This is a genomic window from Enterococcus malodoratus ATCC 43197, assembly GCF_000407185.1.
Lineage (GTDB): Bacteria > Bacillota > Bacilli > Lactobacillales > Enterococcaceae > Enterococcus_A > Enterococcus_A malodoratus.
In genome coordinates, this window is the sequence record NZ_KE136484.1 from 252,307 (window position 1) to 277,738 (window position 25,432).

At 42.4% G+C, this 25,432-nt stretch carries 25 protein-coding genes; 22 read left to right on the forward strand and 3 right to left on the reverse strand.

What is annotated here, in order from left to right; translation table 11 throughout:
- Positions 1–123: 123 nt before the first annotated feature.
- The gene (locus I585_RS22010) at positions 124–1,059 is read left to right on the forward strand and encodes a sulfurtransferase (RefSeq protein ID WP_010741152.1); all 936 of its coding nucleotides are present in this window, start codon (positions 124–126) and stop codon (positions 1,057–1,059) included.
- On the forward strand, positions 1,059–1,763 hold the full coding sequence (locus tag I585_RS22015) for a TVP38/TMEM64 family protein (RefSeq protein ID WP_010741151.1): 705 nt from the start codon (positions 1,059–1,061) through the stop codon (positions 1,761–1,763). Before I585_RS22010 ends, I585_RS22015 begins: the two co-directional genes overlap by 1 nt.
- Before the next feature lie 40 nt (positions 1,764–1,803).
- Here I585_RS22015 and I585_RS22020 read toward each other — a convergent pair whose 3' ends face one another.
- A complete protein-coding gene (locus I585_RS22020) occupies positions 1,804–2,736 on the reverse strand; it encodes a DUF975 family protein (protein ID WP_010741150.1) in 933 nt (310 codons plus the stop codon).
- 181 nt (positions 2,737–2,917) lie between these two features.
- On the opposite strand from I585_RS22020, the gene I585_RS22025 reads away from it, so the two are divergent.
- Both I585_RS22025 and I585_RS22030 read left to right on the forward strand, forming a co-directional pair.
- Complete coding sequence (locus I585_RS22025; protein ID WP_010741149.1) at positions 2,918–3,127, forward strand: helix-turn-helix transcriptional regulator; 210 nt, start codon at positions 2,918–2,920, stop codon at positions 3,125–3,127.
- A 3-nt stretch (positions 3,128–3,130) separates the two neighbouring features.
- Positions 3,131–3,535: a hypothetical protein gene (locus I585_RS22030; RefSeq protein ID WP_010741148.1), complete on the forward strand. Its 405-nt coding sequence runs from the start codon at positions 3,131–3,133 to the stop codon at positions 3,533–3,535.
- A 602-nt stretch (positions 3,536–4,137) separates the two neighbouring features.
- On the opposite strand, the gene rpsD is transcribed toward I585_RS22030, so the two are convergent.
- Complete coding sequence (gene rpsD / locus I585_RS22035) at positions 4,138–4,749, reverse strand: 30S ribosomal protein S4 (RefSeq protein ID WP_010741146.1); 612 nt, start codon at positions 4,747–4,749, stop codon at positions 4,138–4,140.
- Between the two features lie 374 nt (positions 4,750–5,123).
- Between rpsD and I585_RS22040 the strand changes: the two genes are divergently transcribed.
- Positions 5,124–5,762, forward strand: a complete 639-nt coding sequence (locus I585_RS22040) for a DNA alkylation repair protein (RefSeq protein WP_034709656.1) — start codon at positions 5,124–5,126, stop codon at positions 5,760–5,762.
- A 15-nt stretch (positions 5,763–5,777) separates the two neighbouring features.
- On the forward strand, positions 5,778–6,557 hold the full coding sequence (locus tag I585_RS22045; protein ID WP_010741144.1) for a Cof-type HAD-IIB family hydrolase: 780 nt from the start codon (positions 5,778–5,780) through the stop codon (positions 6,555–6,557).
- 259 nt (positions 6,558–6,816) lie between these two features.
- Here I585_RS22045 and I585_RS22050 read toward each other — a convergent pair whose 3' ends face one another.
- The gene (locus tag I585_RS22050; RefSeq protein WP_010739124.1) at positions 6,817–8,007 is read right to left on the reverse strand and encodes an IS256 family transposase; all 1,191 of its coding nucleotides are present in this window, start codon (positions 8,005–8,007) and stop codon (positions 6,817–6,819) included.
- 294 nt (positions 8,008–8,301) lie between these two features.
- On the opposite strand from I585_RS22050, the gene I585_RS22055 reads away from it, so the two are divergent.
- From I585_RS22055 to ruvB, 16 genes are all read left to right on the forward strand, one after another.
- On the forward strand, positions 8,302–9,420 hold the full coding sequence (locus I585_RS22055; RefSeq protein WP_010741143.1) for a DUF4352 domain-containing protein: 1,119 nt from the start codon (positions 8,302–8,304) through the stop codon (positions 9,418–9,420).
- Positions 9,413–10,489, forward strand: coding sequence for a hypothetical protein (locus I585_RS22060; protein WP_010741142.1), 1,077 nt, complete (start codon positions 9,413–9,415; stop codon positions 10,487–10,489). Before I585_RS22055 ends, I585_RS22060 begins: the two co-directional genes overlap by 8 nt.
- A 140-nt stretch (positions 10,490–10,629) precedes the next feature.
- Entirely contained in the window at positions 10,630–11,424 is a 795-nt protein-coding gene (locus tag I585_RS22065; protein ID WP_010741141.1) for a TIGR00282 family metallophosphoesterase, read from the forward strand.
- Between the two features lie 15 nt (positions 11,425–11,439).
- A complete protein-coding gene (locus I585_RS22070; RefSeq protein WP_010741140.1) occupies positions 11,440–11,829 on the forward strand; it encodes a YlbF family regulator in 390 nt (129 codons plus the stop codon).
- Positions 11,829–14,384: a DNA mismatch repair protein MutS gene (gene mutS, locus I585_RS22075; RefSeq protein ID WP_010741139.1), complete on the forward strand. Its 2,556-nt coding sequence runs from the start codon at positions 11,829–11,831 to the stop codon at positions 14,382–14,384. The genes I585_RS22070 and mutS overlap by 1 nt, the downstream gene beginning before the upstream one ends.
- Positions 14,385–14,405: 21 nt before the next feature.
- The gene (gene mutL, locus I585_RS22080) at positions 14,406–16,412 is read left to right on the forward strand and encodes a DNA mismatch repair endonuclease MutL (protein WP_010741138.1); all 2,007 of its coding nucleotides are present in this window, start codon (positions 14,406–14,408) and stop codon (positions 16,410–16,412) included.
- An 18-nt stretch (positions 16,413–16,430) separates the two neighbouring features.
- Positions 16,431–16,988, forward strand: a complete 558-nt coding sequence (locus I585_RS22085; RefSeq protein WP_010741137.1) for a Maf family protein — start codon at positions 16,431–16,433, stop codon at positions 16,986–16,988.
- A gap of 293 nt (positions 16,989–17,281) precedes the next feature.
- Positions 17,282–18,031, forward strand: a complete 750-nt coding sequence (locus I585_RS22090; RefSeq protein ID WP_010741136.1) for a LytR/AlgR family response regulator transcription factor — start codon at positions 17,282–17,284, stop codon at positions 18,029–18,031.
- A gap of 3 nt (positions 18,032–18,034) precedes the next feature.
- Positions 18,035–19,366 (forward strand): sensor histidine kinase, encoded by a 1,332-nt coding sequence (locus I585_RS22095; RefSeq protein ID WP_010741135.1) that lies wholly within the window; start codon positions 18,035–18,037, stop codon positions 19,364–19,366.
- 103 nt (positions 19,367–19,469) lie between these two features.
- Entirely contained in the window at positions 19,470–19,877 is a 408-nt protein-coding gene (locus I585_RS22100; RefSeq protein ID WP_010741134.1) for a hypothetical protein, read from the forward strand.
- Between the two features lie 169 nt (positions 19,878–20,046).
- Positions 20,047–20,475, forward strand: coding sequence for a peptide-methionine (R)-S-oxide reductase MsrB (gene msrB / locus I585_RS22105; RefSeq protein WP_010741133.1), 429 nt, complete (start codon positions 20,047–20,049; stop codon positions 20,473–20,475).
- Between the two features lie 588 nt (positions 20,476–21,063).
- Positions 21,064–21,492 (forward strand): CidA/LrgA family protein, encoded by a 429-nt coding sequence (locus I585_RS22115; RefSeq protein WP_010741132.1) that lies wholly within the window; start codon positions 21,064–21,066, stop codon positions 21,490–21,492.
- Entirely contained in the window at positions 21,473–22,171 is a 699-nt protein-coding gene (locus I585_RS22120) for an LrgB family protein (RefSeq protein WP_371198720.1), read from the forward strand. Before I585_RS22115 ends, I585_RS22120 begins: the two co-directional genes overlap by 20 nt.
- 51 nt (positions 22,172–22,222) lie before the next feature.
- Positions 22,223–23,683 carry a helix-turn-helix domain-containing protein gene (locus I585_RS22125; RefSeq protein ID WP_010741130.1) on the forward strand — a complete coding sequence of 487 codons (1,461 nt, stop codon included), beginning with the start codon at positions 22,223–22,225 and terminating at the stop codon, positions 23,681–23,683.
- Positions 23,684–23,818: 135 nt separating this feature from the next.
- Positions 23,819–24,412: a Holliday junction branch migration protein RuvA gene (ruvA, locus tag I585_RS22130; RefSeq protein ID WP_010741129.1), complete on the forward strand. Its 594-nt coding sequence runs from the start codon at positions 23,819–23,821 to the stop codon at positions 24,410–24,412.
- Positions 24,413–24,425: 13 nt separating this feature from the next.
- The gene (ruvB, locus tag I585_RS22135; protein WP_010741128.1) at positions 24,426–25,427 is read left to right on the forward strand and encodes a Holliday junction branch migration DNA helicase RuvB; all 1,002 of its coding nucleotides are present in this window, start codon (positions 24,426–24,428) and stop codon (positions 25,425–25,427) included.
- The last annotated feature ends 5 nt before the right edge of the window (positions 25,428–25,432 follow it).

Here is a 25,432-nt window from a genome sequence, read left to right on the forward strand (position 1 = left end):
CGTTTGAGAACATACGGGGGTATGTTTCTTTTTTGTGCGCTCAGTGAGACCAGCTGCGTAAAAAAGATGGAGATTCCTGGATTTTGTTAGAACACGGGAGTCAAAAAACGAATGGAGAAGAAGATGAAAAAAACAATTATTGGACTGTTGGCGTTGGTTACGTTAGGGTTAGTGGGTTGCGGTGGCGGCGGTGATAAAACCGATTCGGCCGATTCAGCAAAAACAGCCAAAAAAGAAACGACAGCTTTTACAGGCGAGTACATCGTGAACGCGGACTACGTGAAGAAAAACTTGGATGAGATTATTTTGGTAGATGCGCGAGGCGAAGAAGAAGCGAATAAAGGAACCGTCAAAGGTGCGACAGCAATCGGTTGGCAAAATTTAGCGGCGGTTGAAGAAGGAGCCTCAGGTGATGAAAAATGGGGCTTGGTTCTGGAACCAGTCGAATTAGCGAAGCGTTTAGGTGAAAAAGGTATCGCAAAGGATAAAGTAGTGGTGCTGTTCGCTGGGGCGCAAAAGGGCTGGGGCGATGATGGACGGATCGCTTGGGAACTATTAGCTACCGGCTACAAAGATGTCAAAATGGTGGATGGCGGTTTTGCGGCGTTGAAGAAGGCTGGACTTAAAACTGAGGTAGAAAGTACCAAGTTAGAGCCAGTCACTGTCAAAATCGACTCGATTGATCAGAAGCATATTATTCGTACCGATGAATTGAAAAAGGAGTATGACGACTATAAAATCGTCGATGTTCGAGATGACAAAGAATATAAAGGCGAGGTCCTATACGGGGAAGCCAAAGGCGGTCATTTGCCAGAGGCGATCCAGGTTCGCTTTACCGATTTGTTCAACAGCAAAGGGATGTTGAAGAGCAAAGCTGAGTTAACGAAGCTTTTTGAAGATGCGGGCTTGGCCAAGAATGACAAGATCGTTACTTATTGTACGGCAGGGATTCGTTCGGCCTACATGGAGTTAGTAATGGAGATGTGCGGCTTTAAGCAAGTAAAAAATTATGATGGCTCATACTATCGTTGGGCAAAAGTCGAGGATGTAGAAAAATAATGTCGAAAAAAAATAAACACAAATTCGCTCGAATCCTGCTGGTTCTGGTCATATTGCTGGCAGTCGTTGGTTTTTACTTCGTTCCGGGGATTCGTTCGAAGATCACACAGGTGCTGGTGCTGTTCCGTTCCATGAGTGTAGAAAGTATTGTTGGCTATTTACGCTCCTTCGGGGTCTGGGCAGTCGTCATTTCCTTCCTGTTGATGATGTTTCAATCGATCATCGCGCCATTGCCGGCCTTCTTGATTACCTTCGCGAATGCGGCGGTTTTCGGCTGGTGGCAAGGAGCCTTGCTTTCGTGGACGAGTGCGATGGCCGGAGCGTTGGTCTGTTTCTACATTGCACGGATCGCGGGACGCGATATCGTGGAAAGAATGAACAAGAATTTTTCATTAGAAACGTTGGATGAGTACTTTGACCGCTATGGGAAACATACGATTTTGATTTGTCGCCTGCTGCCGTTTATCTCTTTTGATTTCATCAGCTATGCGGCGGGATTAACAGCGATCAAACCGATTCCGTTTCTGATTGCGACGGGGATCGGGCAGTTACCAGCGACGATCGTGTATTCTTATGTCGGCAGTAATCTGACCGGGAATACAAAAACGATCGTGTTTGGTTTGATGAGTATGTTTGCGCTCTTTATCGCGGTCTATGTTTTCAAACAAATTTATCAAGGCAGACAAACAAAGACGAATAAATAAAAAAGGCGCCAGCTAAAATTTTTTTAGCTGACGCTTTTCTTTATGCTTCGATGGGGCTGTTTTCTTCAACGTAATGCTCATACAGCATATCTAAAAATTTGATCTCGGTCACATTTTGATAAGGCATGATATAGAAATTTGTCAGTTGGAAGACCGCAAGCAAATTCCAGAAGAAGAAAGAATATCGTAAAATCAAGAATTCTAGTTTGTAGCCGTCCATCATTTGACGGCTCAACAAGATCGCGTCAGAAGCGCTCAAGCTGTCGTCTTTTTCCAATAAATAGTTGGTCATCGCATAGGAAGCACTTTTTATAATTCCCGGAATGACGAACAGCAGCGACCAAAAGAAGGTATAGATCGCGATCAAGACATTGGCTTTTAATACGCGATTTTTTTGTGCTTTGATGAAATAAGCAAAAATCTGTAATCCGTCTGCGCGGTTGCCTCTTAGAGTGTGGATCGCACACCATTGCAGCACAGCAGTAGTCAAAGCAGCGATCAAAAAAATCAAGACAAGGGCAGCCATCATCACCAAGAACCACATAAACATCGAAATACCGGAAAACGGCCGATTGTAGCCATACCCATAGTCATAAGTGTAATAGCCATAAGGATTAAATAAATTCAAGAAACTGTTGGTAAAGAAGCGGACATACGCGAATTGAAAAATAAAGCTCGCGACGATATTCGCACCGATCAATAGAATGATCGTCTTGCACCATTCACCATATCTGCCAGATAATTTTTCTTGCGCCAGCTTTTTGATTTCCGCCCGCGTCACATTCAGCCCCTCGGCTTTTTCTAATTCCAATTCAAAGTGATCATTGGTATTTACTTGAACGAAGGGTTCGGTGCCATGTTGCTCACCATACTCTTCTTCGGATAGTGTTCCTTGTTCTAAGTCATAGCCGCATGACGGACAAAACTTCGCCTCCGGCCGTAATTCCGCGCCGCAATTGGGACAATAATTCATTTTTCCACCCTTTTCCTTTTTCATTCAATTTCATCTAATAATTATCATTGATAAGCTAACGTTCGTCAACAATCGATCGATAAAAGATTCTGTCTAGCGGCCGGTCAGACGAATATCACTTTACTAGCCGTGGTCAATAGCTTATCATTTAGTAAAGATATCTTTACTAGGAGCGAAAAAAGTGAGTGTTGTAAATCATATTCGAAAAATAAGAGAAGAAAAAAAGATCCCGCAAAAAGAAATGGCGCAGGCGCTAGATGTCTCACGCCAAACGATGACCGCGATCGAAAAGGGAAAGTACAATCCTAGTTTAGAGCTGTCATTGAAAATAGCGGCCTACTTCGATCAGCCGTTTGATGAAATATTCTATTTGGATGAAGGGAAGGATTAGTAAATGAGTTTTTTCCGTATCACGGGAGTGAATAGTTACGTATTTGCTGCTTTAATGCTTTTCGCATTTCTATCTATGTACGCCTTGTGTTCCTCACTATACTTTTTAATTAGAGAAATTTTTAAAAAGAACGATGAACTGGTAAGAAGGATCGTTTTTGATTCAATGGCTATGAGTTTTGGCTTGATCCTGATTTTGCATTTTGCTCAAATGATTATTCGTGCCGTTTATTTTGAAAAAACCGGACAAGACATTAATTTAGTAGTAACTCCAGGTTTAGCGATTGGTCAGTTAGGGGAAAATATCCTGCATCTCGAATCCTTTGGTGTGGATTTAGGGATCTTTGCATTGTGCCTATTTGCGAATCGATTGCGTTATCGGGGAATAGGATTCCTGAATTGGAAGTAAAAAAGCGGCGGGGATTGCTAAAATTACAGAAAAGATGTCTGCACTACTAGAAATCCGTATTAGTAACTTTAGGATTAACTGGAATCAATGACTTACAACAATAGGAGAAAATAAATATGACAATTTTTTTGGATAGGTATCTCAGCATCATCCTCTTTTTAGCCAGCCTTCTAATTCTGACATTCAGAAAAAAACTTCTCAATGGTGAAAGTAAAATCATCACAGTTTATTTAGTTCTCATCACAATTTATTTTGTCTTAAGAATGGCAGGGATACTCTAGGAATAAAAACAGTGAAATATAAACTATTTCATAGGCAGAGGATGTCTTGGCTAGATTGAATCATAGTTTATCTGACATCGGTGGAAGACTTTTATGGGGTGGAGAAATCCACTCCTTTTTTTCTATTTTGCTTTTTAATTATATTGCTGATTTTCTTCATTAAGTTGTTCTTGATGTAAGCTGGCCAATAGAGTTAAGCATTTTTGCAAAAGAGTGTAATAAGGGATTTGAAGGAAGATAAGAGTTTCTATAAGTACATTTCATTCAACAAAAAAACACCCAAATCCCTGCTGCCAAGGACTTGAGTGTCTGTAAGAAGTCTTACATTAATTTGTTGTAGAATTCAACGACTAGTGATTCGTCGATTTCTGGGTTGATTTCATCACGTTCTGGTAAACGAGATAATGAACCTTCTAATTTTTCAGCGTCGAAGCTTACGAAAGCAGGACGGCCTACAGCTGATTCAACTGCTTCTTTAACAGTAACCATGTTTTTAGATTTTTCGCGGATACCAATTACTTGGCCAACTTCTACTTCGTAAGAAGCGATATCAACACGTTTGCCATCGACAGTTACGTGACCATGGTTTACTAATTGACGAGCTTGACGACGAGTTGAAGCTAAACCTAGACGGTAAACTACGTTATCTAAACGACGTTCTAGTAAGATCATGAAGTTAACACCGTGTTTACCTTCTTTGATTTTGCTAGCGCGTACGAACATGTTACGGAATTGACGTTCGTTTAATCCGTAGATGAAACGTAATTTTTGTTTTTCTGACATTTGCAAGCCATATTCAGATTTCTTTCCACGGCTGTTTGGTCCATGTTGACCTGGAGCGTATGGACGGCGTGCTAATTCTTTACCTGTTCCTGATAATGAGATACCAAGACGACGAGATTGTTTCCATGATGGTCCTGTATAACGAGACATTTAAAAATTCCTCCAATAAATTATATTTGGAGTAAAATAATCCGTTGAAAAATTCATATCCGTGTAGTTCGTTCTTCAATCTTCACCTTCGCAGCCGCGGTTACACAATTGAACCAATATAGGCAACGAACTGGGGACGGGCTATTATTCTTCTGCTGCATTATTTTACACAAATGTCAGTATAACTGAAAAGCGCAAGCCGAGTCAAGTTCAGGTGTTGCATTTTTGAAAAAAATGTGTTAATTGTTGGGTGCTGACAAAAAACGATTACTTTTTTTCAAAGACAGCGAAAATATTGAATGGGAATTACGTAAGAACTTTTTGCAAATTCTCTGAAACTTCTCTACAATAATAAGTGTAAAAGGGGTGAATCGGTGAAATCTTTGATTTTTCCGTACCAAACGGAGCTTGCAGAACCAATGGCTCACTACATGAAAGACCATTTTCCCTTTTGCGGAGTCAAAAAGCCTCAACGTGCTCTGTTGGAGCGGCCTTTTTTAAAGGAAAGTCTGAATTTGCCAATGCCGGCGTTATTGCAGGAGATTTTTCGCAACTACAATAAAGCGGAGCGGGAATACCAGTATTATGCGATCGATTTGGCGCAAAGGAACATTCAGCGTTTTTCGTTGGAGGATCTAGCCGCGTTATTGCCCTTGTTGGCGGAAAAAAGCTGGTGGGACAGTATCGATGCATGGCGCAAAGTTTTTTCTACGTGGGTCTTGGCGCACCCGGTGGAGATCAAACAGGTCTACCATTTTTTCTATCAGCACGAGAACTTTTGGTATCGGCGTGTCGCGATCAACTTGCAGTTGATGTTTAAGGAACAAACTGATCCAGAATTATTAGCGCAAGCGATCTTGGCGGATTTGACGACGGATGAATTTTTTATCCAGAAGGCGATCGGCTGGGCATTGCGAGATTATAGCAAGGTGAATCCTGAGTGGGTAAAGGAATTTATGCAGCAGCATTCATTAAGTAAGTTAGCCCTACGTGAGGGCAGCAAATACATATAAATGGAGAGATAAATTTTGGAAAGAAAATTAATCGCACTAGACATTGACGGTACCTTGTTGAGCAGTCAAAGAGAACCTTTGGACAGTACTGTTAAGGCATTGAAGGCTTTACGTGAAGTCGGGCATTTAGTGACTATTGCGACGGGACGCTCCCGCCTTTTGGCCGGCGATGTGATTCACCAACTAGGTTGTACGAATTACATCATTTGTAATGGATCAGCAGGATTTTTAGATCATGAGCAAGTTTACAAGCATACGCTTGATCGTGAAGCGTTGAGTCGAATGATCGACTTTGCCAGTGAACGGAACATCGATATCATGCTTTTCGGTTTAGATTCCATTGCCTGTGTAACCGACTTTGACTCGCCAAAAGTAAATGACGCAATGACTTCTTTCGGTCAAAAAGCGCCTGAGTATGAAGCGGATTATTTCTCTCAACACGAAGTTTACCAAGGCTGTGCTTTTTATGATCAGTCGATGGATGAAGAATTTCAAGCAGCCTTTCCAGAATTTCGTTTAGTTCGTTGGCATGAAAACAGTGTCGATATTATTCCTAATCCTGGGTCAAAAGCGCAAACGATTTTGGCGTTGGCGAAAAAGGTTGGGATCAAGCCAGAAAATATTGTTACTTTCGGTGACGGCAATAACGACATAGAAATGCTCAACTTAGCCGGAACAGGTGTTGCGATGGGGAATGCGGCTTCGCATGTTAAAGAAGCGGCCAATCTCGTGACTGATACAAATGATCGCGACGGCATCTACAAAGCATTACGAAAATTAGAATTGGTTTATTAATAAAGCTGTTCGGAAGAATCGGGAAGTATTCCCGGTTCTTTTTTTTTGTCTTCGGCCGGATATTTCAGCGAAATTAAATTCATTTTCCACAAGGAAAAAATGAATTTTGAAGAAAGGTCGAGAGAACCTCCATCGATAGGAGAACAATTAAGCAAAAGCAGATGATCCGCTTATTTATTTACCGGATATGGATGGAGAAAGTGACAAAGGGAGCGTCAATAATTTTGTGTAAATGGTTCTTCCCTACTGTAGATTGTTTCTAATTCTCCATCGGTTGACTCAGCATTTGTTCGAGCTCGCCTTCGGCCTGTTGGAAACCTTTATGACTGCGACCTAGGAATTTTTGGTTGTGAGTATCAAAAGACGAGACTAAGAAACGTTCCATCGACTCTTCATTTTGGAACTGTTCCTTGCGGTGGCTGTATTTCTTGATTTGCTTATTAAAGGATTCAATCAAGTTCGTAGAGTAAATAGTCTTGCGTATGGCTAATGGGAAATCATAGAAAGTGAGCAGGTAATCGTTCGAAAGGATCGATTCCACCATTTTTGGATAGCTGGTTTTCCATTTTTCCGCAAAAGCACCACGTGCTTCCAATGCCGCCTTTTTAGATGACGCTTGATACACCATTTTAAAATCATCACAGACTTCCTTACGATCATCGACACGCACTTTGTGACTGATATTACGGGAAACGTGCACACAGCAATGTTGAAAACGGGCTTTGGGGTAGAACCGCTGCACGGCCCCTGCCATCCCCTTTAAGCCATCCGTGATGAAAAGGAGGACGTTTTTCACGCCACGTTCCTGGAGGTCTATTAAAATCTCTTCCCAAATCGTGATAGATTCAGTTGGTGCAATCGCATAGCTCAACACTTCCTTTGAACCGTCCGGGCGAATGCCAACTGCGATATGAATGGCTTCCTTGGCGACGGTTTTCCGCTTTAAAGGGATATAGGTTGCGTCCATATAAATAGCGGCATAACGGTCATGAAGCTCACGTTCCTTAAATGAAGTGACTTCTTCCGTAAATGATTTAGTCATATTGGACATGGTTTGGGGCGTGTAGTGATGCCCATACATTTTCTCAATCAAGTCTGCGATTTCCGACATGGTAATACCTTTTCGGAAGAGGTGAATGACGGTCTCCTCTAAGGTATCATTCGTCCGTCTATAAGCAGGAACAGTCTGTTGCTTGAACTCGCCGTTGCGGTCGCGCGGAATCTGGAGATGAAGTTCCCCGTACTCGGTCTTGACCGTACGGTCATAGGAGCCGTTACGAGAATTACCCGTGTTAAAACCAATGCGATCGTACTTTTCGTAATCGAGGAAAGCCGTTAACTCCGTTTTGAGAAGCGTATTGACAGCTTTTTCCAAATGGACACGGAATAATTCATTCAAATCGCCTTTGTTCGCTAGAGTCTTTAGAATTTCTGTAGTAAAATCGTTCATATGGAAGCCCTCTTTTCTGTGAATGTGTTGTGGTAACTCTATTCTACAGAAGGGACTTCCTTTTTTCTATTTACACAAAATATTTTACACTCTCGTGACAAATTAAATAGATATAAATATTATAAAATCTTTTTTTAACATTTTCATTTATTAATTATATTTGTTTTTTTAAATACCGCCATTTTGATGTTAATTTCTGTCACCGTGTTGACGAAGAGATTCTTTTGCGTATATCATGTAGGTAATAAGTGTTTTTTTATTAATAGAAAAATAGGATATAGAGGAGGAAAAACCATGAATAAGTTTAGGGTGCTTAGTGGGTTGGTTTTACTGAGTAGTTTGTTATTCACAGTGACTGGATGTTCAGGCGGAAATGAGACGAAAAAGGCAGAAAAAAAAGAAAATACGGCACAAACATCCAAGGTTGATTTGAGTGTTGAAGGAGGCAGCTTCATCATTCCTGATGGGGGAAAGGTGGATGACGAGACAGGCTTCTTGGCGTTAGAGATCAAAGTCAAAAATAAATCAAAGGACAAATTGGATGTCTCTTCAAATGATTTTGCCTTGTACGATGAAGATGGAAAAAAGGTTTCTTCCGAGCATGTGTATGATTCCAATGATAATTTTAAAGTAATGAGCAGTGAAAGTTTATCCGAAGATAAGAGTTTTACGGAGCCTTTAGTTTTTGAGGTTAAGAAGGATGCCGAATATGAGCTGCATTACAAGCCGACGTACTATTCAGATGATGAGAAGGACGAAGGTGTTGAGTTAAAACTGAACACGAAGAAATACACTGATGAAACGAAGGCAGTCCAAGCCTTGATGAGTCAATATGTGACGAAGGTTTTTTATGGCTCTGACGAAGTGAAGGATGAGGATAAGAAAGCCGCAGGCAAGCTGGAATTGGCTAATGACGTTGATCAGGAAAGCAAGACCTTCAAGGAAGAGGCCATCAATGCGTTAAAGGATTCCTTCTCAAATTACGAACCGTCAACAGCGGAGCTAGAAAAGGTCATTACCCAGATTCAAAATACGAATGCTGAAAAAGGCAAAGTCACCTATACCTTCAAGGAGTTCTTCCCGGAATCAGCGGTGATTTATGTTCGTCCAGAGATGGTGCTGCTGGATGATGTGGATACAAAGGCCATCACGGAAAAATTTGTTGAAGAAAACAAAGGGAAGTATACGGATTATACGAGCGTCCGCCGCGATGCGGAAAAATACTTGCTGCAAGAACTGCCGGCGAAAATCAATGAGACGCCCGTCAACACAGATGAGAATATGAATGGCGAAGGCTACCAAGTGAAGCTGGAGAAAAAGGACGGCAAATGGGAAATCAATTCGGCGAATGAAAGCCGCAACTACTATTTCAAATCGATGAAAGAGACCTTTAGAGGCGGGCTTAATGACTAAAAAGACTGGAATGCTGGCAACCGTAGTGTTGTTAGCAGCGGTTGTTTTTGGCTTCATCAGTTATTCCAGTTATAAAAATAGCGAGGAAGCAACGGTGGAACGTCTCGCCACGGCTTTGCTGGAAGGCGATCAGGCGGCGGTCAAGCGCTATATGCCGAGCTATTCGAACAAGAAAAAGATTTCGAATTCCGCCAGAAAAACCTTTCAGAAACAAATGAAGCGGCTGAAAAAGGATCAAGTAGTCAAGCTGCTGCAAACAGAAGACAATTTTTCGCTGGAAAAGGGCTCGTCCTTTTTTAAGCCGGCTCAAATCTATCCTAGCGCGCGCTACCTAGTGATTGAATTGCCCAAGGGGACAGAGCTTCAGGCAACGATTGAAGCCCAAAATCTGTCTGGTCAATATGTAGAAGAATGGAATAAATATACCTTTGGACCGTTCCTGCCGTACGAATATCAGGTGGCTTATGAAACGGCGCATCCTAAGTTTGGTTCAAAGAATGTCAAGGAAAAGGTTGATCTCAACGCAACCGACCAACGATTGACAGTGAAGGAAAGCAGTTTGTACGAAGGCAATCTGAAATTTCAAAAACACCTGCTGGCCTCTGCGGTCAATTACTTTGATTCAATGAATGAAGGGATTCGCGACGGGTTAAATGTTTCACGTTTAGTATCCTCAAAGGAATACAAGACGACTCTGCAAGCCAGTTTTGACAAACTGAAGCCTTACATGGAAAGCTTTGATCAGGAATTCCAACGAATCACAATCAATTGTGATTCGATTTCGGTAAATAATGGACAGACCAAAGTCCAATTAGATTTATATGTTGATCTCAAGCGTTCAATCAAACTAGTGGAAGAAGCGGGGATCGATGAAGCACTGACTTCTGATAAACAAAATGCCATCGCCTCTTTTCTTTATGATGAGGAGCAGAAAAAATGGCTCGTCGATGAGCTTGATTTCAGCACTTATCAGCAAGACCCGGAAAAATGGGAACACGTTCAAAGCTATCGCGGCGAAAGTGTCAAAAAGGCATATTGGGATAAAAACGGCGCCGAAGATGTCGTCTAAAATAAAGAAACTGCGGGTGCATTGCTGCCGGCAGTTTTTTTATTCTTAAATTGCGGTCAGTAAGCTTAATGGAATCTTTTATTTTCAAGCAAAAACAACTATAATAAGGCAAGATGCTTAATTAGAGAAGGGGAAAAAAAGTGCGCTTACTATTCATTGGGGATGTTGTGGGTTCGTTAGGTCGGCAAATGTTGAGTGATTATTTACCGCGGCTAAAGAAGAAATACCATCCACAGTTGACGATCGTCAACGGGGAAAACGCGGCAGCAGGTCGTGGAATTACGGAAAAAATCTATAAGAAATTTTTACAAGATGGTGTTGATGTTGTTACCATGGGGAATCATACGTGGGACAACAAAGCGATTTTTGAGTTTATTCCTGAGGCCAAGAAAATGATTCGACCAGCGAATTTTCCAGAGGGTGCTCCCGGCAGAGGGCATTTGTATGTGAAAGTGAATGACTTGGAACTGGCGATCATTAATCTGCAAGGACGGTCATTTATGGCAGACTTAGACGATCCTTTCCGAATTGGTGATCAACTGATCGCGGAAGCACAGAAACGCACACCGTATATTTTTGTCGATTTTCATGGCGAAACCACCAGCGAAAAACAAGCGATGGGCTGGTTTGCGGATGGTCGTGTCTCAGCAGTTGTCGGGACGCATACCCATGTTCAAACCAATGACGCACGCATTTTGCCAAAAGGAACTGCTTATCTGACAGATGTTGGAATGACGGGACCTTATGACGGTATTTTAGGAATGAAGAAAGAACCGATCATTGAGAAATTTATGACGGCCTTGCCGCATCGCTTTGAAGTGATCGAAGAAGGGCGCATGATGTTATCGGCTTGTGTGATAGACATCGATAAAAATGGTCACGGACAAAAAATCGAAACGATTATGATTAATGATGATCGTCCATTTAGAGAATAGAAGCAGAGGTATAAAATGAATCTGGAAAAAGAAGCCGCCGTTGACGCGGCTTTATCTCATTTAACAGCATTATTAGGTGAAAATGAAGTGATCACGCGTTATCAAAAGCTGCAAAAACGCGTGGCGGAAAATGACACACTGCAGCAACTAGAAGAAGGGATCAAGGCTGCCCAAAAGGATGCAGTTCAGTTTGCCCACTACGGCAAACCTGAAGCGGAGCGCGCGGCGCTAAAAGAAGCCGATCGTTTAACCAAGGAATTCAATCAGCACCCGTTAGTGATCGACTACCGCGAACAGCTCTATGAAGCCAATGATCTGCTGCAGCATTTGACGGCTATGATTCAAAAAGAGGTCAATACCGCTTTAGAATATGATGATTTAACGAAAGAGGAGGAGCCGCAGTAATGCCTCAAAAAACGAAAAATACGCCAATGATGGAACAATACTTGGCGATCAAAGAACAATATAAAGATGCCTTTCTATTTTATCGTTTGGGAGACTTTTATGAACTCTTCAACGAAGATGCGATCAAGGTATCACAGCTATTAGAACTGACATTGACGAGCCGCAACCGCAATGCCGATGACCCAATCCCGATGTGCGGTGTGCCGCATCATTCAGCGCAAGGCTATATCGATACCTTAGTTGAGCAAGGCTATAAAGTCGCGATCTGCGAACAAATGGAAGATCCGAAACAAGCCAAAGGAATGGTCAAGCGTGAAGTCGTTCAATTGATCACCCCAGGAACGGTGATGGAAGGCAAAGGGATCGAAGCCAAAGCCAATAACTTTTTGACCGCAGTCACTCAAGTGAAGGATCAATTCGGCTTTGCCTATGTCGATCTTTCGACAGGTGAGTTGAAAACGGCTCTGCTGCACGATGAAGAAGCTGTCATGAATGAAGCTACGGCCCTGCAAACAAAAGAAATCGTCTTAGGCAGTGAAATTCCAGCTGGTTTGCAGAAAAACCTGGCGGAACGTCTTGGATTGGTCTTTTCTCAACAAGAAACAATCGAAGACAATGCGGAGTTCAGCTTTTTAACGGCGGATATCACGGATGAGCTGGAAAAAGAAGCGACCGGCAAGCTATTGACGTACCTATCCGTTACGCAAAAGCGCAGCTTAGGCCATATTCAAAAAGCGGAAGAGTATCAGCCGGAGCATTTCTTGAAATTAGATTATTTCTCTAAAACCAACTTGGAATTGACTCGTTCGATCCGGACTGGGAAAAAACAAGGAACACTTTTATGGCTTTTAGACGAAACAAAAACAGCAATGGGCGGACGTCTATTAAAACAATGGATCGATCGTCCGCTGATCCAAAAACGTCAGATCAGTGCCCGCCAAGCGATGGTATCTTCATTGTTGAACGCTTATTTTGAGCGGATGGATTTGAACGAAACCTTGACTAAGGTCTATGACTTGGAACGCTTGGCGGGACGAGTCGCTTTCGGCAATGTCAATGGCCGGGATCTGATCCAATTGAAAACTTCTTTGATGCAAGTACCGCAAATTCGGCAATTATTGACCGGCATCAATCAAGGTGAATGGAACGATCTTTTGGTGGATATGGAACCAATGGATGATTTAGTCACTTTGATCGAAAAAGCGATCAATGATGAAGCGCCGCTGCAAATCACCGAAGGAAATGTCATCAAAGACGGCTACAATGAGCAATTAGATCAATATCGAGAAGCAATGAGAAACGGCAAGACCTGGCTGGCGGAATTGGAAGCACGAGAACGGGAAGCCACCGGGATCAGAACCTTAAAAGTGGGCTACAATCGCGTATTCGGCTACTATATCGAGATTACGAAGTCCAACTTGGCTAATTTGGAAGAAGGCAAATATGAACGCAAGCAAACCCTAGCCAACGCAGAACGCTTCATTACGCCAGAACTGAAAAAGTTGGAAACATTGATTTTAGAGGCCGAGGAAAAATCAGTCGCGTTAGAATACACGCTTTTCTTAGAAGTCCGAAATGAAGTCAAAAAGGCGATTACCCGCCTGCAAAAACTAGCGAAAAGTTTGAGTGCCACAGATGTGCTGCAAAGCTTCGCGACAGTCAGCGAACGCTATCAATATGTGCAGCCATCGATGGAAGTCGGTACCCACAATTTGCAGATTACTGAAGGACGTCACCCGGTGGTAGAAAAAGTTCTTGGTCATCAAGAATATATTCCCAACAGTGTGCATATGAGTCCTGATGAAATGCTGCTGCTGATCACAGGACCGAATATGTCCGGTAAAAGTACGTATATGCGTCAGCTTGCTTTGACGGTGATCATGGCGCAAATGGGCTGTTTTGTCCCTGCAGAAAGTGCGGAGCTGCCGATTTTCGATCAAATCTTTACCCGAATCGGTGCCAGCGACGACTTGATTGCTGGTCAATCCACATTCATGGTGGAAATGATGGAAGCCAATCAAGCGCTGCGTCACGCGACACCTAACAGCTTGATTCTATTTGACGAGCTGGGCCGCGGAACGGCCACTTATGATGGGATGGCGTTAGCGCAAGCGATCATTGAATATATCCATAAAAATGTTAAAGCTAAAACACTGTTCTCGACGCACTACCATGAGTTGACGGTATTAGAAGAAAGTCTGCCGCAATTAAAAAATGTTCACGTTGGTGCAGTGGAACAAAACGGCGAAGTCGTCTTCCTGCACAAATTGATGGATGGTCCCGCCGATAAAAGCTACGGAATCCACGTAGCCAAAATCGCAGGGATGCCAACCGATCTATTATCACGGGCGGCAACTATTTTATCTGCTTTAGAAGCGGATACGCCTGCTCAAAAAAATGTTGAGGTTGTTGAAGAAAATGAGCAGCTTTCTTTATTCAGTGAAGTTTCAACGGCCGAACTCGGTGTCGTGGACAGCATCAAGAAAGCTGATTTACTTGAAATGAATCCTATGGAAGCATTAAACTTCCTATACGAATTACAAAAACGGATTTAACTTTAAGAAAGGACGGATACGATGGGGAAAATCCAAGAATTATCCGAACGCTTAGCCAATCAGATCGCGGCCGGCGAAGTTGTTGAGCGCCCAGCATCGGTAGTCAAAGAATTAGTCGAGAATGCGATCGATGCAAAAGCTACTCAAATCGATATTTTAATTGAAGAGGCCGGATTGAAAAAAATTCAGATCGTAGATAATGGCGAGGGGATCGGTCAAGACGACGTGGAAAACGCGTTTAAACGTCATGCGACTAGTAAGATCCATAACCGAGATGACTTGTTCCGAATTCGGACGCTAGGTTTCCGCGGCGAAGCATTGCCGTCGATCGCCTCTGTTTCTGAAATGACTTTGGAAACGGCCACCGCTGATGAGTCGCAAGGATCTTACCTCTTTTTAAAAGGCGGCAAGATCGAAGAACAGCGTCCTACTTCTTTGCGGACAGGGACGAAAATCACGGTGGAGAACTTGTTCTTCAATACGCCTGCCCGTCTGAAATACGTCAAAACACTTCAAACCGAATTGTCGAATATCGGGGATATCGTGAACCGAATGGCCTTGAGTCATCCGCAGATCGCCTTTCGTCTCGTTCATGACGGACATAAGATGCTGAGCACCAGCGGCAGCGGTGATATGAAACAAACGCTTGCCGGCATCTATGGAGTCGCGACAGCGAAAAAAATGCTGAAGGTCGAAGCCAAAGATTTGGACTTTACGCTAAATGGCTATGTCTCGCTGCCAGAGGTAACGCGGGCGAGTCGTAATTATGTGTCCGTGATCATCAACGGCCGCTATATTAAAAATTACGCCTTAAACAAGGCAATCGTTCAGGGCTACCAATCAAAACTAATGGTTGGCCGCTATCCGATCGCGGTGCTTGAAATCACGATGGACCCCTTATTGGTGGATGTGAACGTGCATCCAACCAAGCAGGAAGTTCGTTTATCAAAAGAAAAAGAATTGATGGATCTGATCAGTCGAGGAATCGCGGAAAGCCTGCGTCAAATCAACTTGATTCCGGATGTGGGTGAAAATCCAAGCTTTAAACGAAAAGTCGAAAAAATTCAAACCGAGCAATTGGATTTGCCGCTAGAAGAACAGCCAAAGAAAAAAAGCGATTTAAATTATGATCCGAAGACCGGCATTTTTTACGTTGAGCCGAAAGAATCAGAGGTCATCGAAACGCAGGTACCTTTGAAGGAAGAAACCGTCAAAACGATGTCTGTCCCGCTGGAAACCGAGCAGGAGCAGGTTTCGGTCGTAGAAGAAACACCCGAACCGCTGCCAGAAGAACCTCCCGCAGTTGAAACGGTTGAAGACGAGGTCTTTGAAGAACCTGCTAGTTCCGATCATCCTGAGTTTGATCTAAGTACGGCATCCGGTGAAAAGGTGATCGAGAAAGCTATCACGAAACTGGAGCAGGAGCAGCCGAAAGAACGGTTTCCAATGTTGGAGTATTTTGGTCAAATGCATGGGACATATCTGTTTGCTCAAAGTAAAGACGGGTTATACATCGTCGACCAGCACGCGGCGCAAGAACGGATCAAGTATGAATACTTCCGGGAAAAAATCGGGGACGTTTCTGACGATTTGCAAGAATTATTGGTGCCTTTCGTGTTGGACTACCCCAGCAACGATGCCATCAAGTTGAAAGAACAGATGGAATTATTGCATGAAGTTGGGATCTATTTAGAAGAATTCGGACCGAATAGTTTCATTGTGCGGGCACACCCAACGTGGTATCCGGCTGGACAGGAGGAAAGTATCATTCGGGAGATGATCGATATGCTGCTGATCACCGGTTCTGTCAGTGTCAAAAAGTTCCGTGAAGCGACGGCGATCATGATGAGCTGCAAACGGTCGATCAAAGCCAATCATCATTTGAATGAAGCGCAGGCAAGGGTCTTATTAGCGGATCTCGCCAAGTGCGAAAATCCATTTAATTGTCCCCACGGCCGACCTGTGCTGATTCATTTCAGCAACAGCGACATGGAGCACATGTTCAAACGAATCCAAGATCCACATTAGTGAGATAGGAGCAGAGTTATGACAGTTATTTTAGCTTCACAATCCCCTCGACGCCAAGAATTACTGCGCTGGCTGATTACTGATTTTGTTGTTCAGCCCGCTGACATTGACGAAGAAGTCAAAGATCAATACATGCCGACAGATTATGTGATGGAGATGGCGCGGCAAAAAGCGGCCGCCATTGCAGATGAATATCCTGAAGACTTGGTGATCGCTAGCGACACCGTAGTGGTGCTAGAAGAACAAATCCTAGGCAAACCCAAAAGCCGCGAAGAAGCATTCGGCATGCTGAAGAGCATGAGCGGCGGCAGTCATTTGGTTTATACGTCTGTTGTGATCTGCCAAGAAGAGCAGGTTGCTGAGAAGTTAACCTCTGCCAAAGTCACGTTTTATCCGCTGACCGATGCCGAAATTAATCGCTACCTCGACAGCGATGATTACAAAGATAAAGCCGGGGCTTACGGTATTCAAAACGGTGCAGGTGTCTTCGTTGAAAAAATCGAAGGCGACTACTACAGCATCGTCGGATTTCCGGTAGGTGCAGTGAATCAGATGCTGAAAGATTTTGACTATTAAATGTCGAACATTAGCTAGTTATTTCATAGTCATAAAAAGAGTCTACATTTCAAGTGATCAAAAGTTGGAAATCCATCTTTTGATCACTTTTCTTTTATTCTATTGTAAAGTTTAGAACCTTATAGCGTTGAAATGATGTTAATGTTCCTGTTCCGATTATTATTCAAGCGGAAACGAGTATGAAAATGTCAAATTGTATTATGCGAAATCTCAAAGTATAATATAGAAATTATCATAATCATGGTGAACCAAAGGAACTAAATCGATACGAATAAACGACAGGAGAGGGACTATTGATTAGAATTGCCATATGCGATGACGATTTAAGCTTCTTAGACAGTTTTGAACGTCTGCTAACTAGATCATTTGCGAACGTGGGACAGCAGCCGATGATTTCAAAATTCACTGAGGGAAAAAGCCTAATTAAAAAAGTGGAAAAGGAAAATCAAATCTTCGATATCATATTTTTAGATGTTGAAATGCCGGGAGTGCACGGTTTTATAGTCGCTCAAAGACTGCGTGAAGTGAGCCCACCATTTATCTTAGTATTCACGACATATATTGAGAATCAATCGCGGGAGGGCTATCTTTATGGGGCATTTCGTTATGTTTTTAAGAATAATCTTGAGGCTGAAATCAGCGAGGCGGTAGCAAGTATCATAAGTAAATTAGATAATTGGACTGATAATCAAGAAGAGATCACCTTAAAATGCAGAACTTCAGGCGTTCTTGAAAATGTGACAATGAAGAAAACAGATATTGTTTTCCTCCAGACAGAAAAAACGAGACGGGTCACCTTGAAAACGACATATTCGGAATACGAATTGTTAGTCAAGCCTTTATCAGAATATGCCGAACTACTTGATCCATCAGTGTTCGTTCCCATTATGCGTAGCTATCTTTTGAATTTTAACCACGTAGAGGCCATTGAAGCCGGTTCATTCATACTTACCGGAGGTTTGACGGTTCCCTTGGGTATCAAGCGCGAGGCGAGAAATGCGTCAATGGAAAAGTATTTAAAGTTTCTAGAGGAGCGTATTTGATCTATGAATATATTATTTAGTGGAGCTATCGAATTTCTATTTTTATTCCTGACCACTTGTTTGCAAACGTTTTTTTACTCTAGAGTACTCGGATTAAGTCAGAATTGGAGAGGAGTGCGGCTAGCTCTTGCTGTTTTATTCATTGCCATTTTCGAGACTGCATTGCAGTTGGCGGCAATGAATATCGCGCTTTGGCTAAGTCTTTTGTTTTTAGGTGTAGTCATTTTGTACCCTGTATTTTTTATGAGTGGTAACTTTAGGGAACGTCTCTTCTTTGGAATTGTAAATTTAGTAATAATTATGATTTCAATACTGTTAACTAATAATATATTATTTCCAGAAGGATTGGTGCAGAGTGCATCGGAAATATCATGGAGAACGCTATTGCCTTGTGCGTTGCTGTTTATTATATACGGCGTGTTGGCATTAGCTATTGCTCACTTGAAAACAGAAGGTAGACGCTACATATCTCGTCAACATTGGACAGGCTTGATTGTCGGTTTTTCTGGCATTTTTTTGGGATTATCAGTCATTCAATATTTCAATAGAATGGAGAATTCCAGAATGATTCGTGTTTATCTAACGATATTCTCGATCGGACTTTTAGTTATTTGGCTGCTGTCCTACTTTATTTTCTATTTTATTTGTCGATATTACTCTAAGATTATCGAGACAAACACATTGCTTATTCAAAACGAGATGATTGAACGGTATATGTTGAGAAAACAAGCAGCGGATGAACGGATTAAAGTATTAAGTCATGACTTAAAGCATAGTCTTATCCAGTGGCGCTTACTTGCCGAAGAGAAAGGAAAAGGAGACGCACTTCAGGATATTTCGGAATATGAGGAACAGTTGTCTTCTTCTCTGCTGATCAATGTCGAAAATGAAAACGCAAATGCTATTATTAATCAGAAAAAATGGGAGGCTAACCAAACGAAGGTGACTTTTCAAACTGACGGAGTGTTTCATGATGATCTGCTTATAAGCAAACTGGATTTATGTTCATTGTTGGGAAACTTGTTGGATAACGCTCTTGAAGCTGCCATGCAAGCAGAAACGGCGACTTTGCGACAAGTTAAACTGGTTATAAGACGTAAAGGGAATCTTTTGATATTAGTAATAGAAAATGGCTATGCGATAGCTCCCATTTTAGAAAAGGGTTACTTTGTAACACACAAGAAGGATAAAAATAGTCATTCTATCGGTATGCGCAGCATTGCAAACGTTGTTGAAAAGTATGATGGTGTTCTCAAATATTCGTATGGAGATCACTGGTTCAAGTCAACAATCATGTTACGCGGGTATAAAACCGTACTTTCAAACGAAAATTGAACTTTCGCGCAAGAACGCGCACAGGGGGAGCGCAGTCGTTTACTATTTAATAGTTAGCACTGTAGTTTGTGCTATTTCGATTTCTAAAGCGGGAGGATTTAAAATGAAATTTATTATCGTCGGGTTACTCATCATACTTGTAATTGCAATTATAGTGTTGGCAATCACTTTTACTCGAGAAGGGGCAGTAATTAAAAGTGGTGCAATTTCGAATGGAATGTCCTATGTGAAGAATGATATGTGGTCAACACACGCGAGTAAAATCAATGGATACTGTAGAGTTGATAAGAAATTTACTTCAACTGATCTTGCTAATTTTCGTGTAAACAGTTCCAACATCGGAGGAGAGATTTTTCTGATACTAATACAAGGTGATATAGAAAAAAAGATTGAAATTTCAAAGGAATTTAACAATAAAATAGATATGAACGCATTTGAGGCAGGGCGCATAAGATTGCGCTTAGAGTTTGAACAAGCCAAAGACTTAAAGGTTTTCATCACTTGGGCATAACAGGTCATCCAATATCAGAATTAACGAAATTTTTGAGTACGTACAATCCCATATTTGAGTGCAAGCCGTGAAAAAGAGCTAAGCATCCTGTGAGCAAAATCTTCGTTTCTTTTCCCCATCGGGCGTATGCTTAAGCTGTTCAAAGAAATCTTGAAAGTGGGGAAAAATGATGGATCAAGAAGAATTGAAACAGAAACTTTCATCAATGGAATACGCGGTGACTCAAGAAAATGCGACCGAGCGTCCGTTTTCTGGCAAATATGATGATTTTTATCAAAAAGGCATCTATGTGGATGTAGTCAGTGGCGAACCGTTATTTTCTTCTAGCGCTAAATATGATGCTGGCTGCGGCTGGCCTGCTTTTAGTCGTCCGATTGAAAAACGCGGGGTCGCTGAAAAAGCTGATTTCTCTCACGGGATGCACCGAGTAGAAGTTCGGAGTAAAGAAGCCGATTCCCATCTCGGACACGTATTTAACGACGGCCCGCAAGATCAAGGCGGCTTACGCTATTGCATCAACTCCGCAGCATTACGCTTTGTTCCATACGAAGAAATGGAAGAAGCCGGTTACGGCGAATATAAAGAGCTCGTAAAGTAAGATGTGCCGCTTCGCCGGCGCATCTTTTTTGCGAGTTCTGCTTTTCGCAGTATATCTAGCTTGGGCGCAAATTATAGTCCTTATCCATATAAAAACCAAGCAGTTTAGCAGAATCGTATGCGTGATGAGAATAAAAAACTTTTTCGTCCTTTGAAAAAGTTCCTCCCTCAAACCGAATTAGCTGCGAGTTTTGTTATTTGCAGTTTATCTAGCTTGAGCGCAAATTATAGTTCTTATCCATAGAACAACCAAGCAGTTTAGCAGAATCGTATGCGTGATGAGAAAAAAAAACTTTTTCGTTCTTTGAAAAAGTTCCTCCCCTAAACCGAATTAGCTGCAGATTAGTTTTCCGCGATTTATCGAGTTCGAACATGCCCCATAGTTTTTTATCTCCATTAACAATCAGGTTGTTCAATAGAATCACATACACAATCCCCCTCACACGAAACGGCTCTATCTTTACTCTCTGCATTTCATTAAAATAAGTCAGCTTTCAGAAAATGTATGAAATTCTGACAAAACTTGGAGCGAGACGGTTCTTTTTTTCGCTATACTAGAAACATCCTATTTTTAGAAAAGGCGATATCTATGAAAATGTTTAAAGAATTAAGTTTGTTATTACTATATTCCATCATTGGGGAAGGGTTGCGGATGTTTTTCCATTTGCCGGTTCCGGGAAGTATTATCGGTATTTTGCTCTTATTTATTTCTTTCCAAACCAAAATTTTAAAACCGTCGGCGATCGAAGACACAGCAAACTTTTTATTGAATCATTTGACGATTTTATTTGTACCGGCTGGTGTCGGTTTGATGCAATACTATGGCGCCATTAAATATACTTGGCCAATTTTATTGGGCACTGTTGTTGTGTGTTCTCTAGTTTCACTTGTTGCTGTCGGAAAAACAGCGGAGTTAGTTGAAAAAATCGGCATGAAGAGTCGCGAAGAAAAAGCACGTTTAGTTGAAAAAGTTGAGAAGATACGAGGTGACGCGGATGATATCAGCGCTGGCGAATAACCCGCTTTTTGGATTAGCACTTACATTGCTGATCTATATCCTAATGGAAAAACTTTTGAGTAAGGTCAATATTCCTTTTATCAATCCATTGATCGCAAGTGTGGTCATTATCATCGTCTTGTTAAAATTCAGCGGAATCAGCTATAAGGATTACAATATCGGCGGTAATCTATTTACGATGATGATCACGCCTGCAACGGTGGCGCTGGCTTTGCCGCTGTATCAAAATTTTGATAAGCTCAAAAAATATTTTTTGCCTGTAGTTTTAGGAACATTGGTCGGAGTGGTGCTCAATTGTTTATTGAGCGTTGGGATCGGCCGGCTGTTTTCATTGAACCGCGGAATCGTAGTTTCTCTTTTGCCAAAATCTGTGACGACTGCGATTTCTGTTGATCTGTCTAGTCAGATGGGCGGGATTTCACCCGTGACATTGGCAATCGTGGTTTCTACTGGGATTTTCGGTGCTTTGGTAGGAACGAAGGTCTTCCAAATTTTTAACATTAAGAGTCCCGTTGCGAAGGGTATCGCTTTAGGCAGTACTTCTCATGCGATCGGTACTGGCCGCGCGATTGAACTTGGTGAGCTGGAAGGAATTTTGGCGGGCTTGTGTATTTGTATCAACGGGATAGCAACCGTGGCCTTGTTGCCGATTTTGTTTCGTTTGTTCGAAGGTCTTTAGTAACTACTCCTTGCGCTCTTTTGCTAAAATAAAGCGTGAAGGGGTTTTTTTATGTATATCAAAGCGGTGGAATTGCAAAATTACGAAAAAGATATTTATTTTGGTGTGCGTTTACTGGAACTGATGGACGATGGACAGGCGCACAAAAAAGGCGATCTAGCTGAAGCAGTGGCGTTAGATACGCGCAGTGTTCAGCGCTTGCTGGAGGAATTGAGTAAGAATTATCGTCGCTTTACTGAAGCGGATTTGCCATTATTTGAAAAAACAGGCAATAGCTACCGCTTGCTGATCGCTAACCAAACAATGGAACAGAATCAGTTTTTGGTTGATTTGATTCGCCATTCCTTGGCCTATCGGTTACTAAGTCTATTGATTGCCGGCAAAGCACGGACGATTAAGGAATTGAGCGATTTGTTGTTTCGCAGCGAGTCCACGATCCGCCGAAAATTGAAGGAACTGCATAAAGAATTGCGGCCGCTGCAGCTAACGATTGAACGCGGGGAGGTCCTTTTTCAAGCCCCCGAGCCTGTCGTACGAATGTATTTGTCCGTCTATTATTGGCGGTTATTCCGAGGAAAGGACTGGCCGTTTGCTCCATTGCAACACGAGCTAGTCGGCACGATCAGTCGAATCATTCAGCGCTTCTTTCAAGTGGATTTAAATCCGATCAAAGAGCAGCGCTTAGAATATCTGGTGGCGGCTCATTTATTACGTGAGGTCCAACACTATTCTTTAGATGAAGAATTAGAAAGTCAGAAAATGCTGGCTAACGATCCGCTCTTTAATGATTTCTATCGCCAATTGAAACCAGCCATGCCAGCTTATTTTCATAAACGCGTCTCTTTAGGAAATCTATTTTTGAATTTATTAACGCGGGAAGAATACTATCACGTTCCCGCTATTACAGAGAAAATCCATTGTTTATTAGCGAAGGAACCGCTCTCGGTGATGGCTGAAGTTGAGGCGATGAATCAGCTTTTAGAAAAGAAAATCAATAATCGTGCAACTTGGAAAAAATTTCAAGCCCTGCAGGCTGAAAATTATTTGATCAGCGGGCATCTGTATCATCGTTTATTTCCAATGATCCGCTTTAACATCAACGGCAAAGCTTTTTGGACGACGATTACACAGCAGCAGCCCAAACTCGTTGCTTTTGTTACTGAGATCTTAGCAGATCAGGGAGGAAGCGAATCAATTTTATTTGGCCGCTACCTGTCTGTACTGCGCCGCTTGCCGGAACTGACGGTGCAGCCTGTGCTGCGAATTTTTTTACAAACGGATCTGCCGGAGTTTGAAGAAACGATTTTAAAAGAAGACTTGCGGCAATTTTTAGCAAATGATTTTCAAGTTGTCTTTACAGAAATTTTAGAAAATAGCGATCTCTGTCTGACGACTAGTCTGCTTGATGATGATGAAGATGTGCCAACGCTAGCGATCACGCAGGAGTTGCAGATGTCCGATTATTTTGCCTTATTACAGTTATTGCAAGGATTCGGCGGTAAGAGTTTTTAACCGCCGCTTTTTGTGCTAGAATAATGAGAACATATGTGCAGTTTGCCAGCACGGCTTTTCGCGTTTTTTATTGTGCCGTTGCTTGGAAAGCAAACTAAAAATGCGGACATATTACATATCAAGAAAGGATCAATCATGTACGAATATATTACAGGTCGTTTGACCTTTATCAGCCCTAGCTATGTGGTGCTGGATGTGAATGGTATCGGCTATCAAATCGCGTTAGGGAATCCCTATCGTTACAGCAGCAAAATGGAGCAGTCCGTGACGATCTATGTACAGCAGATCATTCGCGAAGATGCTCATTTATTATACGGTTTTGAGACTCTGGCGGAAAAAGAACTATTTTTACGTCTGCTTTCTGTTTCTGGAATTGGACCAAAAAGCGGATTGGCAATTATGGCAAATGAGGACCATCAAGGCTTGATCCAAGCGATCGAAGCCGGCGATGTAACTTATTTGACGAAATTCCCGGGCGTCGGTAAAAAAACCGCGCAGCAAATGGTCTTAGACCTAAAAGGCAAGCTGACCGAATTAGTGGAAGATCCAATGTCCTTGTTCTATGAAGGCAATGATGATACAGCTCTGGCCGAAGCGATGGAAGCCTTGCAGGCATTGGGCTACAGTCCGAAAGAAATCAAAAAAGTCGAAAAAGTGCTGGAGAAAGAAACTCTGCAAAATACTGACGATTACTTACGTGCTGCCTTGAAACTAATGATGAAGAAGTAGGAGGACGGATTAAATGGATGAAGAACGTTTACTTTCACCCGATGTAGATGAGAGTGATAAAAGTTTAGAAAAAACATTACGTCCTCGTTATCTTGCACAATATATCGGACAAGACAAAGTCAAACAGGAATTGACGATCTATATCGAAGCAGCGAAAAATCGGCAGGAAGCTTTGGACCATGTCCTGCTTTATGGACCGCCCGGTTTAGGGAAAACAACGATGGCGATGGTGATCGCGAATGAAATGGATGTTCAAATTCGTTCTACCAGCGGACCGGCCATCGAACGTCCTGGCGATCTAGTCGCGATTTTGAATGAGTTAGAGCCAGGCGATGTTCTATTTATTGATGAGATTCATCGTTTGCCGCGCGTGGCGGAAGAGACCCTGTATTCAGCGATGGAAGATTATTACGTGGATATCATGGTGGGGCAAGGACCGACGGCACATCCGGTTCATTTTCCGCTGCCGCCGTTCACGTTGATTGGAGCCACGACGCGAGCTGGGATGTTGTCGGCACCATTACGGGATCGCTTCGGGATTATTTCGCATATGGAATATTATGAAGAGACGGATTTACGAGAGATCGTCTTACGCTCAGCAGATATTTTCCAAACGGAGATCGTGGAGGAGGGGGCTGTCGAGATCGCACGCCGCTCACGAGGCACACCGCGGATCGCCAATCGCTTGTTGAAACGAATTCGTGATTTCGCTCAAGTTCAGTCAGATGGCGTGATTGATCGGAAAGTCGCAGATCAGGCTTTAGGACTGCTGCAAGTAGACGCAGCCGGATTGGATTATATTGACCAAAAATTATTGAAGACGATGATCGAACTGTATCACGGCGGACCGATCGGCTTAAGTACATTAGCAGTCAACATCGGTGAGGAACGTGAAACCGTAGAAGATATGTACGAACCCTACTTGATCCAAAAAGGTTTTATTAAACGGACACCACGGGGGCGCATGGCGACACCGTTGGCTTATGAACACTTCAACTACCCTTATCAAGCATAGAAGGT